Genomic DNA, 13,229 nt, shown 5'->3' on the forward strand with positions numbered 1-13,229 from the left:
TCAGATTCCCAGATAGGCTTCACGGATGCGCGGATCGGCGATCAGCTCTTCGGCGCCCCCCGACATAGTGATATGGCCGGTTTCCATCACATAGCCGCGGTCGGCGATCTTCAGCGCGCCGAAGGCGTTCTGTTCGACCAGAAGCGTGGTGACGCCGAGGTCGCGGATTCCCTTCACCACCTCGAAGATCTGCGCGACGATGATCGGCGCGAGCCCCATCGAGGGCTCGTCGAGCAGCAGGCAGGACGGCCGGCCCATCAGCGCCCGCGCCATCGCCAGCATCTGCTGCTGACCGCCCGACAGCCCGCCCGCCGCGAGGTTGCGCTTTTCCTTCAGCACCGGGAACATCCGGAAGGCATCGTCCATGTCCTTCTCGACCCGGTCGTCGGCGAACAGGAAGGCGCCAAGGCGCAGGTTCTCCTCCACCGTCAGATTGGTGAAGATCTGCCGCCCCTCGGGCGATTGCGCAAGGCCCCGCGCCAGTCGCCGATAGGCCGGCACCGGCACCAGCGCCTCGCCGCGGAAGGTGATCGTGCCCGAGCTCACCGGCTGCACCCCCGACAGGCAGCGCAGCAGCGTGGTCTTGCCCGCGCCATTCGCGCCGACGACGGTGACGATCTCGCCCGATTGCACCTCGAGGTCGATGCCATGCAACACCTCGATGCGCCCGTAGCGCGAGCGCAGTCCCTCAACCGTGAGCATGGTCCTGCCCCTCCTCAACGCCCAGATAGGCGGCGATCACCGCCGGGTTGCGGCTGACCGTGGCCGGGTCGCCCTCGGCGATCTTCTCGCCATGGTCGAGCACCACGATGTGGTTCGAGATCCGCATCACCATCTTCATGTCATGCTCGACCAGCAGGATGGCGACGCCCGAGGCGGCCACCTCGGCGATCAGATGGTCGATCTCCTCGGTTTCGACGGCGTTGCAGCCGGCGGCGGGCTCGTCGAGCAGCAGCACCTTCGGCTCCAGCGCCAGCGCGCGGGCGATCTCCAGCCGCTTGAGGCTGCCATAGGAGAGATTGCCCGCCGCCCGTTCGGCGGCGCGTTCAAGCCCGACCCGCGCCAGCAGGGCGCGCGCCCCCTCCTCGGCCCGGCGGGCACGCGCGCGCGCGCCGGGCAGGCCGAGCAGATCGGCCAGCACCGGGCCGCGCTCCTGCAGGTGATAGCCGGTCACCGCGTTCTCGAGCGCCGTCATCGACGGGAAGATCTGCAGGTTCTGGAAGGTGCGGCTCATGCCGCGACGGGCCAGAAGATGCGGCTCCATCCCGGTGACGTCATCGCCCTCCAGCACGACGCGGCCGGCGCCGGGGCGATAGACGCCCGAGATCATGTTGAACAGCGTCGTCTTGCCCGCGCCATTGGGCCCGATGACCGACACGATCTCGCCCGGGCGGACCCGGAAGCTGACATCGTGCACCGCCTTCAGCCCGCCGAACGTGATGCCGAGCCCCTCGATCGAAAGCAGGTCGCTCATTCGTCTTTCCCCCGGAATTTCCTGAGGACCGAGGGCAGCAGCCCCTCGCGCAGGAAGATCATCACCAGCACCATGACCAGGCCCAGAACCATCTGTTCGTATTCGGCAAAGACCGTCAGCACCTGCGGCAGCAGCGTCAGGATGCCGGCGCCGAAGATCGCGCCCAGCACCGAGCCGACGCCGCCCAGAACCGCCATCGTCACCATCTCGATCGAGTGCATGAAGCCCGCGACATCGGGGGTGACGAACTTGTTCTGCAGCGCCAGCAGCGAGCCCGAGACCGAGGCATAGACCGCCGAGATCACGAAGGCCTGCAGCTTCAGCCGCGCCACGTCGATGCCGACCGTGCGCGCCGCCACCTCGGAGCCGTGCAGCGCGCGCAGGGCGCGGCCGGTGGGGCTCGCGTAGAGGTTCAGCGCCAGCCAGGCGCCGACCAGCAGGACGAGGCCGCAGAAGAAATACCAGAACTCGCCGTTGCTCAGCGTCAGCCCCCAGCCCTTCAGCAGGGCGCGCAGGCCGAGCTCGGGCACCGCCATGCCGTCCGGGCCGCCGGTCAGCTGGCGCTCGTTGTTCAGCACCATCGCGACGAGGATGCCGAGGCCCAGCGTCGCGACGCCGAGGTAATAGCCCTTCAGCCGCAGGATCGGCCGCCCGACGAGGAAGGCGAGGATCGCGGAGATCGCGGCGCCGAGGATCACCGCCAGCGCCGGATGCAGGCCCCAGTGCACCGGCGCAAGCGCACAGGCATAGGCGCCGATCCCGGCGAAGCCGGCGTGGCCGAGGCTGATCTGCCCGGCATAGCCGGTCAGGATCACCATGCCCGTCACGGCGATGCCGTTGACGAAGAGCAGCGCGCCGACGCGGTAGTAATAGCCCGAGGGAAAGAAGAACGGCGTCAGCGCGATCAGCGCCGCCAGCACCAGCAGGGTCGCGGTTTTCGGAGTCATCTTCATCGCGTCACACCCGATCCGTCGACGTGCGGCCGAACAGGCCCTGCGGCAGGAAGAACAGCACCGCGAGGATCACCACGAAGGCCGCCGCGTCCTTGTATTGCGAGGACAGGTAGCCCGCCGTCAGCGCCTCGATCATGCCGATCGCGAAGCCGCCGACGAGCGCGCCCTTGGGATTGCCCATGCCGCCCAGCATCGCCCCGGCAAAGCCCTTGAGCGCGAAGCCGATGCCGACGCCATAGGAGGTCAGGGTGATCGGGGTCGCCAGCACGCCCGCCAGCGCCCCGATCGCGGCCGAGAGCGCGAAGGACAGCGTCATCACGAAAGTGGTGTTGATCCCCACCAGCTGCGCTGCGAGCCGGTTGTTCGAGGTCGCGAGCACCGCGCGCCCGAGCAGGGTGCGGGTGAAGAACAGCCACAGCCCGACGAAGACGGCGATCGCCCCGCCGGTGACCCAGAGGCTTTGCGGCAGGATCGTCGCCCCGCCGACGCGGATCGGGGCATCGCCGGAAAAGGCCGGGAAGCTGTGGATCTGCTTGTCGAAGACCAGCTGCGCCGCGCCCTCGATGAAGATCGAGGCGCCGATGGTGATGATGATCAGCGACACCACCGGGGCGCCGCGCGCGGGCTCGATCATCAGCTTGTTCATCGCCACGCCCAGACAGGCCGTCGCGGCGATCGCGATCAGGGCGGCCAGCGGCAGCGGCAGGCCCGCCGCATGGGCGAACCAGGTGATCATGCCGCCGAGCATGACGAATTCGCCCTGGGCGAAGTTCACCACGTCCGAGGCGTTGTAGATGATCGTGAAACCGAGGGCGACCAGCGCATAGACCGCGCCGATGGTGACCCCCGAGAAGAGGAATTGCAGAAGTTCCGACATGGGCTCCCCCGGCGTCAGGCGGGCATTGAGGACATCGCCCCCGCCCGGTCGGGCGGGGCTGTGGTCGCCCCGGCCCCGTCCGCGCGCTGCGCGGGGGCCAGGGTCGGGCTCGGATGGACGGGGCGGATTACTCCACCAGCGTCCACTTGCCGCCGCGGATCTCCAGCATCCGGAATGCCGACAGGTCGAGGCCGAGGTGGTCGGTGCTCGAGAAGGTGTAGACCCCCGTCGTGCCCGCCAGCCCCGACGTCGCCTCGATCGCGTCGCGGATCGCGGCGGGCTCGCTCGAGCCGGCGCGGGCGATGGCGTCGGTCAGGATCAGGAAGGCGTCATGGGCATAGCCGCCGAAGGTGCCGACCGGCGTGCCGGTCTTCGCCTCGAAGGCGGCCTTGTAGGCGGTGACGACCGGCTTTTGCACGTCGTCCTCGGCCAGCAGATCGGCGACCAGCAGCGCGGTGCCGGGCAGGCGCACGCCCTCGGCCGCCTCGGCCCCGGCGAGCTGGATGAAGCCATCCGAGGCCACGCCATGCGACTGGTAGAACGGCAGACCGATATCGAGCTGCTTGTAGTTGCGCGTCACGATCGAGGGGCCCTGACCGAAGCCCGGGTTCAGCACCGCCTGCACCCCCGGCGCGTTCCTGATCTTGGTCAGCTGCGCCGTCATGTCGGCGTCCTTCGGGTCATAGGTCTCGTCGGCGACGATCTCGATGCCGTAATCGGCCACCACCGACTTGCACTGGGCCTGCATCGAGGCCCCGAAACCGTCGGTGCCCGAGATCATGCCGATCTTCGTGTAGCCCTGCGCCTTCATGTCCTCGAAGATCTTCTGGCAGGCCATGCGGTCGGTGTGCGGGGTCTTGAAGGTATAGGGCTTCACCGGATCGATGATGTCGATCGCACCGGCCAGCGAGATGAAGGGGATCTCGGCATCCTCGGCGATGGCGAGGATCGACATCGAGGTGCCGGTCGAGGTGCCGCCGATGATCGCCACCACCTCGTCGTCCTCGACGAGGCGGGTGGCGAAGGTGCGGGCCTTGTTCGGGTCACCGCCATCGTCATACATCACGAGCTTGACGTCTTCGCCGTTGATGCCGCCCGCCGCGTTCAGCGCCTCGACCAGCATTTCGAGCGTCTTCGCCTCGGGATCGCCGAGAAAGGCAGCGGGGCCGGTCGCCGAGATGCTGGCGCCGAGCCGGATCTCGGCCAGCGCGGCCGAGCTCAGGCCCATGGTCAGAAGGGCGGTGGTTGCGAGTATGGTCTTCATCTGGTCTCCTCCCTGAGAACTGGATGACGATGGGTCAGGTCGCGATCTGCCTTCGCCACATCACGCGGTGGAACCGCGGGGCAACGAAGGCGGTGTCGGTCAGGCAGGCATTGCCCGCCGGATTGGCGCCGGTGACGTGGAAGTCACTGAAGGCGGCCGACTGGTTGACGAAGATGTTGCCGGTCAGGTTGATCGAGAGATTGACCCCTGCCCCGGCAAATGCCCGAATGGCGCGGCCGATGCGGGCCTCGTCGGTGTCATAGAGCGCGGCGGTGATCGCGCCCTTGTCGCGGGCAAGCGCCGCGGCGCGGGAAATGCCCTCCTCGGCATCGCCACAGGCCACGACGAAGGCGACGGGGCCGAAGCACTCCTGCTCGGCGGCGGCCTCCCCTGCCGCCACCGCGAGCACCAGCGGCGAGGCCGTCCGGCCCGTGCCGAGCGCGGCGCTGTCGCGGATCACCCGCCCCGCGGTGCGGGCCGCCTGCAGCCGGTCCAGCGTCGCGGGATTGGCGAGCGCGCCCGCCACCCCCGCCGCGCGGGCCGGATCGGCAAGCAGCCGGTCGATGGCCTCGGCCAGCCCCTGCGCCACCGCGTCGAAGCTCTTGTGGCCCTGATCGGTCTCGATCCCGCTGCCGGGCACGAAGATCGTCTGCGGCGCACTGCACATCTGGCCGGAATAGAGCGCCAGCGAGAAGGCGAGGTTGTCGCACATGCCGGCGAAATCGGGGCTTGCGGCGATGGTGACGGTGTTCACCCCGGTTTCCTCGGTGAAGAGCCGGGCCTGGGTCGCATTGCGGCGAAGCCAGTCCCCGAAGGCCGACGAGCCGGTGAAATCGATCAGCCGCACCGCCGGATCGGTGGCCAGCCCCTGCGTCACCGGCGCCTCGGCCGTATCGGCGGCAAGCAGCACCGCATCGGCGGGCAGGCCCGCCTCGGCAAAGACCTCGCGCAGCACCCGCACGGTCAGCGCGAGCGGAAGGATCGCCGCCGGATGCGGCTTGACGATCACCGGATTGCCGGTCGCGAGGCTGGCGAAGAGCCCCGGATAGGCGTTCCAGGTCGGGAAGGTGTTGCAGCCGATCACCAGCGACAGCCCGGCCGGCACCAGCGTCCAGTGCTTTTCCAGCACCAGCGGCGCGGCCTTGCCCTGCGGCTTTTCCCAACGCGCCGCGGCGGCAAAGCGGGTCATCTCGTCCCAGGCCATCGCCACCGCCTCGAGGCCGCGATCCTGCGCATGCGGGCCGCCGGCCTGGAAGGCCATGGCAAAGGCCTGACCGGTGGTGTGCATCGTCGCCGTGCCGATCAGGAAGCTGATCCGGTTCAGCCGCTGCAACGCCTCGATCAGCGCCCCGACCCGCGCCTCGGGGCCGGCCGCCGCGAAAGCCGGCGCCGCAGCCTGCGCCGCCGCGATCAGCGTGGCGGGATCGGCGGCGGGATAGGTGATGCCGAGCGCCGGGCCGAAGGGCGAAAGCTCGGCCCCGACCTGTGCGGTCTCCGGATGCCCCGGCAGCACGAAGGGCTGACCGAGCAGCGCAGCAAAGCCCGCCTCGCCATCGGCGCGCGCGGTCTCGCCATAGATCTTGCCGCTCGGCGTCTCGGGGAACGGCGACCAGAATCCACGCGACTTGAGCGCCTGCACGGCATCGTTCAGCAAGGCGCTGTGGCGCGCAAACAGATCGGTCATGATTCTCCTCCATCCGGGGGATCGGTCCCGGAACAAGTTTACAATTGACCGACCGGTCGGTTTATGCAACGAGTTTTCACGAGGGCCCGAGTTTTTTTCGGGCAAGGGAGGAAACAGACATGACCAGCACGCCAACCGTGCTGTCGGCCCTGGCCGATGGCGTCCTGACGCTGACACTCAACCGGCCAGACAAGCTGAACGCCTTCAACGAGGAGATGCACCTTGCGCTGCGCGCGGGCATCGAGCGTGCGCGCGATGACAGCGCGGTGCGGGCGGTGCTGCTGACCGGCGCCGGGCGCGGCTTCTGTGCCGGGCAGGATCTGGGCGACCGCGATCCGCGCAAGGGCGGCCCGGCCCCGGATCTGGGGCGGACGCTCGAGACCTTCTACAACCCCAATCTGCGGCTGCTGCGGGCGCTGGAAAAGCCGGTGGTCTGCGCGGTGAACGGGGTGGCGGCGGGGGCCGGTGCCAATATCGCCTTCGCCTGCGACATCGTTCTTGCGGCGAAATCGGCGCGCTTCATCCAGGCCTTCGCGAAGATCGGCCTGATCCCCGATGCCGGCGGCACCTTCAGCCTGACCCGGATCCTCGGCGAGCCGCGCGCCAAGGCGCTGGCCCTGACTGCCGAGCCGCTGGGCGCCGAGACAGCCGCCGACTGGGGGCTGATCTGGAAGGCGGTCGAGGACGACGCGCTGATCGACACGGCGCAGACCCTGGCGCGCAGCCTTGCCGCCGGGCCGACACTGGGCCTCGGGCTGACCAAGCGCCTGATCCAGGCCGCCGCCACCAACAGCCTCGACGCGCAGCTCGACATGGAGCGCGACTGCCAGCAGATCGCCGGCCGCAGCGCCGATTATGCCGAAGGCGTCACCGCCTTCCTCGAGAAGCGCAAACCGGAGTTCACGGGCCAATGAAGACCGTCGCGGAAATGACCCCGCAGGAGCTTGCCGAGGCCGCGGCCGCGGCGATGTGGAGCGACGATTCGGCCAGCCAGCGGCTGAACATGACGCTCGAGCAGGTCGCGCCGGGCGCCGCCCGGCTGTCGATGACCGTCACCGAGGCGATGTCGAACGGCCACGGCAATTGCCATGGCGGCTATATCTTCACCCTCGCCGACAGCACCTTCGCCTTCGCCTGCAACAGCTACAACCAGCGCGCCGTGGCGCAGCATTGCAGCGTGTCCTACCTGATCCCCGTGCATATCGGCGACCGGCTGACCGCGACCGCGCGCGAAGTCTCGCGCCACGGTCGCTCGGGGATCTACGACGTCCGCATCACCAACCAGGATGGCGCGCAGGTGGCCGAGTTCCGCGGCCATTCCCGCACCGTCAAGGGCACCCATCTGCCGGTCGATCCGTCGATCTGACCCGGCCCCGTCATTTCCAAGGGAGGAAGCCATGGAAGACCTGACCCCGAATCGCAAGGAGCTGGACCCGATCGAGATCGCCTCGCGCGACGAGATCGAGGCGCTGCAGTTCCACCGCATGAAGCGCTCGCTGCGCCATGCCTTCGAGAACTCGCCCTTCTACCGTAAGCGCTTCATCGAGCATGACGTGCACCCGGAAGACCTGAAGTCGCTGTCCGACATCGCGAAATTCCCCTTCACGGTGAAACAGGATCTGCGCGACACCTACCCCTTCGGCATGTTCGCCGTGCCGCAGTCGAAACTGGTGCGCATCCACGGCTCCTCGGGCACCACCGGCAAGCCGACCGTGGTCGGCTATACCGCCGCCGACATCGACCACTGGGCCAATCTGATCGCGCGCTCGATCCGCGCGGCGGGCGGGCGTCCGGGCGACATGCTGCACAATGCCTATGGCTATGGCCTGTTCACCGGCGGCATCGGCGCCCATTACGGGGCCGAACGGCTGGGCTGCACCGTGGTGCCGATCTCGGGCGGGATGACCGAGCGCCAGGTGACGCTGATCAACGACTTCAAGCCCTCGATCATCATGGTGACGCCGAGCTACATGCTGTCGATCCTCGACGAGTTCCGCCGTCAGGGCCTCGACCCGCGCGCCTCCTCGCTGAAGGTCGGCATCTTCGGCGCCGAGCCCTGGACCGATTCCATGCGCGCCGAGATCGAGCAGGCCTTCGACATGCACGCCGTCGACATCTACGGCCTGTCCGAGGTGATGGGCCCCGGCGTCGCGCAGGAATGCGTGGAAACCAAGGACGGGCTGCATGTCTGGGAAGACCACTTCTACCCCGAGATCATCGACCCGGTGACCGGCGAGGTCCTGCCCGACGGCCAGATGGGCGAGCTGGTCTTCACCACGCTGACCAAGGAAGGCCTGCCGATGGTGCGCTACCGCACCCGCGACCTGACGCGTCTGCTGCCCGGCACCGCGCGCTCGATGCGGCGGATCGAGAAGATCACCGGCCGCTCGGACGACATGATCATCCTGCGCGGCGTCAATGTCTTCCCGACCCAGATCGAGGAGCAGATCCTGAAGTGCCGGGGCCTCGCGCCGCATTTCCAGATCGAGCTGAGCCGCTCGGGCCGGATGGACAACATGACCGTGCACGTCGAATGCACCACCGACAGGACCGACGAAGCCGCCCGCGCCGCCTCGGCCAAGGAGCTGTCGCATCACATCAAGTCGGTCGTCGGCGTCACCACCCGCATCGAGGTGCGGGATCCGAACTCGATGGCCCGGTCGGACGGCAAGGCCAAGCGCGTCGTCGACAACCGCCCGAGCGCCTGACCGGCGGGGGCGCGGGTGCCTGCGCCCCTCCCCGGCCAAAGAGTGACTGATCGGTCAATGAACCCGTGACAGGGCTTCTTGCCGGGTCTAAAGCGAAACCGGGGGGCCTTCCCCCGGTGTTTCAGGGGCGCAGACGGCCCCTGCCATGAGGAAAGTGACTGCCATGGCCCGGACCCGTGCCCAGGATTTCGAGGAAAAGCAGCGCAGCATCCTGGACAGTGCTGCGCAGGTCTTTGCCGAGCAGGGAATGGAAAAAGCCTCGATGGCGCAGGTCGCGGCGCATGCCCATGTGTCGAAGGCGCTGCTCTACCACTATTACCCGAGCAAGGATGCGCTGATCTTCGCGATCATCGTCACCCATCTCGAGGAGCTCGACAGCGCCGTCGAGGAGGCCGACAATCCCGAGCTCGCCCCGAACGCTCGCCTGCGCGAGCTGGTGGGCGCGGTGCTCGAGACCTATCGCGGCGCGGACAATCAGCACAAGGTGCAGCTGAACGCCTCCTCGGCACTCTCCGAGGAGCAGAAGGCCGAGATCCTCGCCCTCGAACGCCAGATCGTGCGCCGCTTCGCGCTGGTGCTCGACATGATCAATCCCGGCCTCAACGACAAGGACCGCCCGCTGCTGACGCCGGTCACCATGTCGCTCTTCGGCATGATGAACTGGATGTACATGTGGTTCCGAGACGGCGGCCGGATCTCGCGCGAGGATTATGCCGATATCGCGACGACCCTGATCCTCGAAGGGGTCAAGGCCGTCCGCTGACCCCGCCCCCGCGCTCGCCCTCGCCGAACCCCGCACGCGCCAGAACCAGCGGGTCATAGGCCGGGGCCTCGGCGCGGCGGCGATCGGGCTCGGCATGCGCAAGCGGCTCGGCGGGCGCGATCTTCTGCGCCGCCTCGATCGCGAGGCGCTGATAGACCCCGGTGCCGCGCCGCTTCCAGCCGATCTCCTCGGGCGTCAGCTCCCGCACCACCTTGGCCGGCGAGCCGACCAGCAGCACGTTCGCGGGCACCTGCGCACCGGCCTTCACGAAGGCCATGGCGGCGACGATGGTGTTCTCGCCCACCACCGCCTCGTCCATCACCACGGCATTCATCCCCACCATCGCGTTGCGGCCGATATGGCAGCCATGCAGCACCGCGCCATGGCCAATATGGCCCTCGGTCTCGATCACCACATCCTTGCCGGGGAAGGAATGCACCACGCAGGTTTCCTGCACGTTGCAGCCCGGCTGCAGCACGATCCGGCCGAAATCGCCGCGCAGCACCGCGCAGGGGCCGACATAGGCCCCCGCCCCCACCAGAACGTCGCCGATCACCACCGCCTCGGGATGCACGAAGGCGCCCGGATCGATGACCGGCACGATCCCGTCATAGCTGTAGACCCGCGCCATCACGCCACCGCCTCCGGCGGCCAGTGCTTGGCCACCATGGTCAGAACGTCATATTGCGCGACGACCGCGCCGTCCTGATTGGTGACCTGGCAATCCCAGCGGACCTCGCCATGCTCGGCATTGGCACGCGGGTTGATCTCCTTGCAGGTCAGCCGCACCTGCAGCGTGTCGCCGAAATAGACCGGCGTCAGGAAGCGCAGGTTGTCCACCCCGTAATTGGCCAGAACCGGGCCCGGGCTGGGCTCGACGAAGAGCCCCGCGGCAAAGCTCGCGATCAGATAGCCATGCGCCACCCGGTCCTCGAAGAACGGGTTCGCCTTCGCCGCCGCGGCATCCATGTGGGCGTAGAAGGTGTCGCCGGTGAAATGGGCGAAATGCTCGACATCCTCGAGCGTGACCGTGCGCGAAGCGGTGACGAGCTGGTCGCCGATCCGCAGCTCGGCCAGCGACTTGCGGAACGGGTGGACATCGTGCTGCGCCGCCGCCCCCTCGATCCAGCGCCCGGTGACTGCCGACAGCAGACGCGGGCAGCCCTGCACCGCGGTGCGCTGCATGTAGTGCTTGACGCCGCGGATGCCGCCCATCTCCTCGCCGCCGCCGGCGCGCCCGGGCCCGCCATGAACGAGCGGCGCAAGCGGCGAGCCGTGCCCGGTCGAGGTCTTGGCCGAGGCGCGGTTGCCGATCAGCACCCGGCCGTGGAAGGGCGCGGCGCCCAGAACGATCTCCTCGGCCACCGCCGGATCATCGGTGAAGACCGAGGTGACGAGCGAGCCCTTGCCCATCCGGCTCAGCTCCACCGCCTCCTCGGGCGTGTCATAGGGCATGACCGTCGACACCGGCCCGAAGGCCTCGACCTCATGCACCGCGGTCGCGGCAAAGGGCCGGTCGCAATACATCAGCACCGGGTTGAGGAAGGCCCCCCGCTCGGCATCGCCCGAGCTGACGCGGACCTCGTCGGGACTGCCCGCGACGATCTCGGCATCGGCTTGCAGGTCGCGGATGCGGGCCCGCACCTCGGCGCGCTGCTCGAGACTGGCAAGCGCCCCCATGCGGGTGGCGGCATCGCCCGGCAGACCGAGCGCGGTCTTGCCCAGCCGCTCGCCCAGCGCCTCGACCAGCGCCTGAACATGCGCGCGCGGCGCGATGACCCGGCGGATGGCGGTGCATTTCTGCCCCGCCTTCGCCGTCATCTCGCGCGTGACTTCCTTGACGAACAGATCGAATTCCGGCGTGCCCGGCCCGGCGTCCGGGCCAAGGATCGAGGCGTTGAGGCTGTCGGCCTCCATGGTGAAGCGCACCGAATTGGCGATGACCGCCGGATGCGCCTTCAGCCGGCGCCCGGTCGAGGCCGACCCGGTGAAGGTGACCGCGTCCTGTCCGGTCACATGGTCGAGCAGATCGCCCACCGACCCCGAGATCAGCTGCAGCGCCCCCTCGGGCAGGAGGCCGGTCTCGATGATGCGGCGCACGCACAGCTCGGTCAGATAGGCGGTCTGGCTGGCCGGTTTCACCACGCAGGGCATCCCCGCAAGCAGGGTCGGCGCGATCTTCTCCAGCATCCCCCAGATCGGGAAGTTGAAGGCGTTGATATGCACCGCCACCCCCTGCAGCGGCGACAGGATGTGCTGGGCGACGAAGCTGCCGTCCTTCGACAGCCCCTCGACCGCGCCATCGGTCAGCACGCGGGTGTTCGGCAATTCGCGACGGCCCTTCGAAGCGAAGGTCAGCATCGTGCCGATGCCGCCCTCGATGTCGATCCAGCCATCGGGCCGGGTGGCGCCGGTGTGCAGGCTCTCGGCATAGAATTCTTCCTTGCGCTCCATCAGCGCGAGGCCCAGCGCCTTGAGCATCCCGGCGCGGTCATGGAAGGACATCGCCCGCAGCCGGGGGCCGGCGACGCGGCGGCCGTGCTCGAGCACGGCGGCAAAGTCGATCCCCGAGGAATCGATGCGCGCCACCGGATCGCCGGTCGCGGCATCAAGCAACAGCTGCCCCTCTCCGGTGCCGGGGGTCCAGCTTCCGCAAACATAGCTTTCAAGACGGCGCGGCGCGACGGTCATGGCTTTTCCTTCATTTCCTGGGGTGCGGGGGCCTGTTGCCCCCGCAGATGTCGGTTCCGGCCTTACAGGCCCGAGGTGGCCAGATGCTCCGCCACCAGCGTCTTCCAGCGCGCCAGCAGCTCCTCGTTCGGGGCGTGGCGCAGGCCGAACTTGCGCAGCATCGGATAGCGTTCCGATCCCGCCACGCCGAAGGTCGCGGCAACGCGCGGCTGCCAGTAGGCCAGCGCGGCCTGCACCTGCGCCCGGCCTTCGTCACTCGCCACGAGCCGCTCGAGCCCCTCGAGGCCGAGTTCGGCGTGGCGCTGCTCGCGCGGGGCGATGGCGCGGAAGACCTCGGCGAGCGGGCCATAGGAGACCCGGGTCAGCTCGGTCATCTGCACGCCGGTGGCGAGGCCCTGCAGCACATTCATCACCACCGCATCGGCCCAGCCGGTGATCGGGTAGTGGAACACCGAAAGCCGCATGTCGCCCGCCTGCCGGCTGGTGCCCAGATCGGCATCGCGCGGCACCCGCGCCGACCAGTCATGCTGGCGCTGATAGCGCCCGGCATCGGTGCCGAAATCCGCCATCACCGTCAGCACGCGCTCGGCGTGATCGGCCTTTTCAAGAGTGATCCGGCTCGCGGCGATGCGCTCGCGGATGCCGGGGGCAAAATTGATCGCCCCCGCGAAGCCGGCCGAGGCGGCCAGCTCGCTGTCCACAAAGGACGACATCAGCCGCATCAGCTCGCCGCGATAGCGGGCGGGCACGTTGCCGGGGGCGGTCAGCACGCCGCCCTGCGCGAGATAGTCGTCGAGATTCATCGTGTCGGACAT

At 68.6% G+C, this 13,229-nt stretch carries 13 protein-coding genes; 4 read left to right on the forward strand and 9 right to left on the reverse strand.

What is annotated here, in order from left to right; translation table 11 throughout:
• The 6 genes from DYS74_RS14875 to paaN all read right to left on the reverse strand — a co-directional run bounded on the left by DYS74_RS14875 (position 1) and on the right by paaN (position 6,252).
• Positions 1-702 (reverse strand): ABC transporter ATP-binding protein, encoded by a 702-nt coding sequence (locus DYS74_RS14875; RefSeq protein ID WP_121534474.1) that lies wholly within the window; start codon positions 700-702, stop codon positions 1-3.
• A complete protein-coding gene (locus DYS74_RS14880; protein WP_121534475.1) occupies positions 689-1,474 on the reverse strand; it encodes an ABC transporter ATP-binding protein in 786 nt (261 codons plus the stop codon). The genes DYS74_RS14875 and DYS74_RS14880 overlap by 14 nt, the downstream gene beginning before the upstream one ends.
• Positions 1,471-2,427 carry a branched-chain amino acid ABC transporter permease gene (locus tag DYS74_RS14885; protein WP_121534476.1) on the reverse strand — a complete coding sequence of 319 codons (957 nt, stop codon included), beginning with the start codon at positions 2,425-2,427 and terminating at the stop codon, positions 1,471-1,473. Before DYS74_RS14885 ends, DYS74_RS14880 begins: the two co-directional genes overlap by 4 nt.
• A 4-nt stretch (positions 2,428-2,431) precedes the next feature.
• Positions 2,432-3,304: a branched-chain amino acid ABC transporter permease gene (locus DYS74_RS14890; protein ID WP_121534477.1), complete on the reverse strand. Its 873-nt coding sequence runs from the start codon at positions 3,302-3,304 to the stop codon at positions 2,432-2,434.
• A gap of 127 nt (positions 3,305-3,431) precedes the next feature.
• Positions 3,432-4,568, reverse strand: coding sequence for an ABC transporter substrate-binding protein (locus DYS74_RS14895; RefSeq protein WP_121534478.1), 1,137 nt, complete (start codon positions 4,566-4,568; stop codon positions 3,432-3,434).
• A 34-nt stretch (positions 4,569-4,602) separates the two neighbouring features.
• Positions 4,603-6,252 (reverse strand): phenylacetic acid degradation protein PaaN, encoded by a 1,650-nt coding sequence (gene paaN, locus DYS74_RS14900; RefSeq protein ID WP_121534479.1) that lies wholly within the window; start codon positions 6,250-6,252, stop codon positions 4,603-4,605.
• A gap of 119 nt (positions 6,253-6,371) precedes the next feature.
• Between paaN and paaG the strand changes: the two genes are divergently transcribed.
• The 4 genes from paaG to DYS74_RS14920 all read left to right on the forward strand — a co-directional run bounded on the left by paaG (position 6,372) and on the right by DYS74_RS14920 (position 9,723).
• Positions 6,372-7,166 (forward strand): 2-(1,2-epoxy-1,2-dihydrophenyl)acetyl-CoA isomerase PaaG, encoded by a 795-nt coding sequence (gene paaG, locus DYS74_RS14905; RefSeq protein ID WP_121534480.1) that lies wholly within the window; start codon positions 6,372-6,374, stop codon positions 7,164-7,166.
• Positions 7,167-7,180: 14 nt separating this feature from the next.
• A complete protein-coding gene (paaI, locus tag DYS74_RS14910) occupies positions 7,181-7,618 on the forward strand; it encodes a hydroxyphenylacetyl-CoA thioesterase PaaI (protein WP_220668858.1) in 438 nt (145 codons plus the stop codon).
• A gap of 31 nt (positions 7,619-7,649) precedes the next feature.
• Positions 7,650-8,960, forward strand: a complete 1,311-nt coding sequence (gene paaK / locus DYS74_RS14915; RefSeq protein ID WP_121534482.1) for a phenylacetate--CoA ligase PaaK — start codon at positions 7,650-7,652, stop codon at positions 8,958-8,960.
• Between the two features lie 163 nt (positions 8,961-9,123).
• Complete coding sequence (locus DYS74_RS14920; RefSeq protein ID WP_121534483.1) at positions 9,124-9,723, forward strand: TetR/AcrR family transcriptional regulator; 600 nt, start codon at positions 9,124-9,126, stop codon at positions 9,721-9,723.
• Here DYS74_RS14920 and DYS74_RS14925 read toward each other — a convergent pair.
• From DYS74_RS14925 to DYS74_RS14935, 3 genes are all read right to left on the reverse strand, one after another.
• Entirely contained in the window at positions 9,707-10,354 is a 648-nt protein-coding gene (locus DYS74_RS14925) for a transferase hexapeptide repeat family protein (protein ID WP_121534484.1), read from the reverse strand. The genes DYS74_RS14920 and DYS74_RS14925 overlap by 17 nt on opposite strands.
• Positions 10,354-12,414 (reverse strand): phenylacetic acid degradation bifunctional protein PaaZ, encoded by a 2,061-nt coding sequence (gene paaZ / locus DYS74_RS14930; RefSeq protein WP_121534485.1) that lies wholly within the window; start codon positions 12,412-12,414, stop codon positions 10,354-10,356. Before paaZ ends, DYS74_RS14925 begins: the two co-directional genes overlap by 1 nt.
• 62 nt (positions 12,415-12,476) lie before the next feature.
• Positions 12,477-13,229, reverse strand: coding sequence for a Phenylacetic acid catabolic protein (locus DYS74_RS14935; RefSeq protein ID WP_121534486.1), 753 nt, complete (start codon positions 13,227-13,229; stop codon positions 12,477-12,479).

The sequence above is a fragment of the Paenirhodobacter hankyongi genome (genome assembly GCF_003664585.1).
Taxonomy (GTDB): Bacteria; Pseudomonadota; Alphaproteobacteria; order Rhodobacterales; family Rhodobacteraceae; genus Rhodobacter; species Rhodobacter hankyongi.

Coding starts and splice junctions, on each gene's coding strand:
- DYS74_RS14875 (WP_121534474.1), bottom strand. CDS start 702: ATGCTCACGGTTGAGGGACTGCGCTCGCGCTACGGGCGCATCGAGGTG.
- DYS74_RS14885 (WP_121534476.1), bottom strand. CDS start 2,427: ATGAAGATGACTCCGAAAACCGCGACCCTGCTGGTGCTGGCGGCGCTG.
- DYS74_RS14880 (WP_121534475.1), bottom strand. CDS start 1,474: ATGAGCGACCTGCTTTCGATCGAGGGGCTCGGCATCACGTTCGGCGGG.
- DYS74_RS14935 (WP_121534486.1), bottom strand. CDS start 13,229: ATGTCCGACACGATGAATCTCGACGACTATCTCGCGCAGGGCGGCGTG.
- paaG (WP_121534480.1), top strand. CDS start 6,372: ATGACCAGCACGCCAACCGTGCTGTCGGCCCTGGCCGATGGCGTCCTG.
- DYS74_RS14895 (WP_121534478.1), bottom strand. CDS start 4,568: ATGAAGACCATACTCGCAACCACCGCCCTTCTGACCATGGGCCTGAGC.
- DYS74_RS14920 (WP_121534483.1), top strand. CDS start 9,124: ATGGCCCGGACCCGTGCCCAGGATTTCGAGGAAAAGCAGCGCAGCATC.
- DYS74_RS14890 (WP_121534477.1), bottom strand. CDS start 3,304: ATGTCGGAACTTCTGCAATTCCTCTTCTCGGGGGTCACCATCGGCGCG.
- paaZ (WP_121534485.1), bottom strand. CDS start 12,414: ATGACCGTCGCGCCGCGCCGTCTTGAAAGCTATGTTTGCGGAAGCTGG.
- DYS74_RS14925 (WP_121534484.1), bottom strand. CDS start 10,354: ATGGCGCGGGTCTACAGCTATGACGGGATCGTGCCGGTCATCGATCCG.
- paaI (WP_220668858.1), top strand. CDS start 7,181: ATGACCCCGCAGGAGCTTGCCGAGGCCGCGGCCGCGGCGATGTGGAGC.
- paaK (WP_121534482.1), top strand. CDS start 7,650: ATGGAAGACCTGACCCCGAATCGCAAGGAGCTGGACCCGATCGAGATC.
- paaN (WP_121534479.1), bottom strand. CDS start 6,252: ATGACCGATCTGTTTGCGCGCCACAGCGCCTTGCTGAACGATGCCGTG.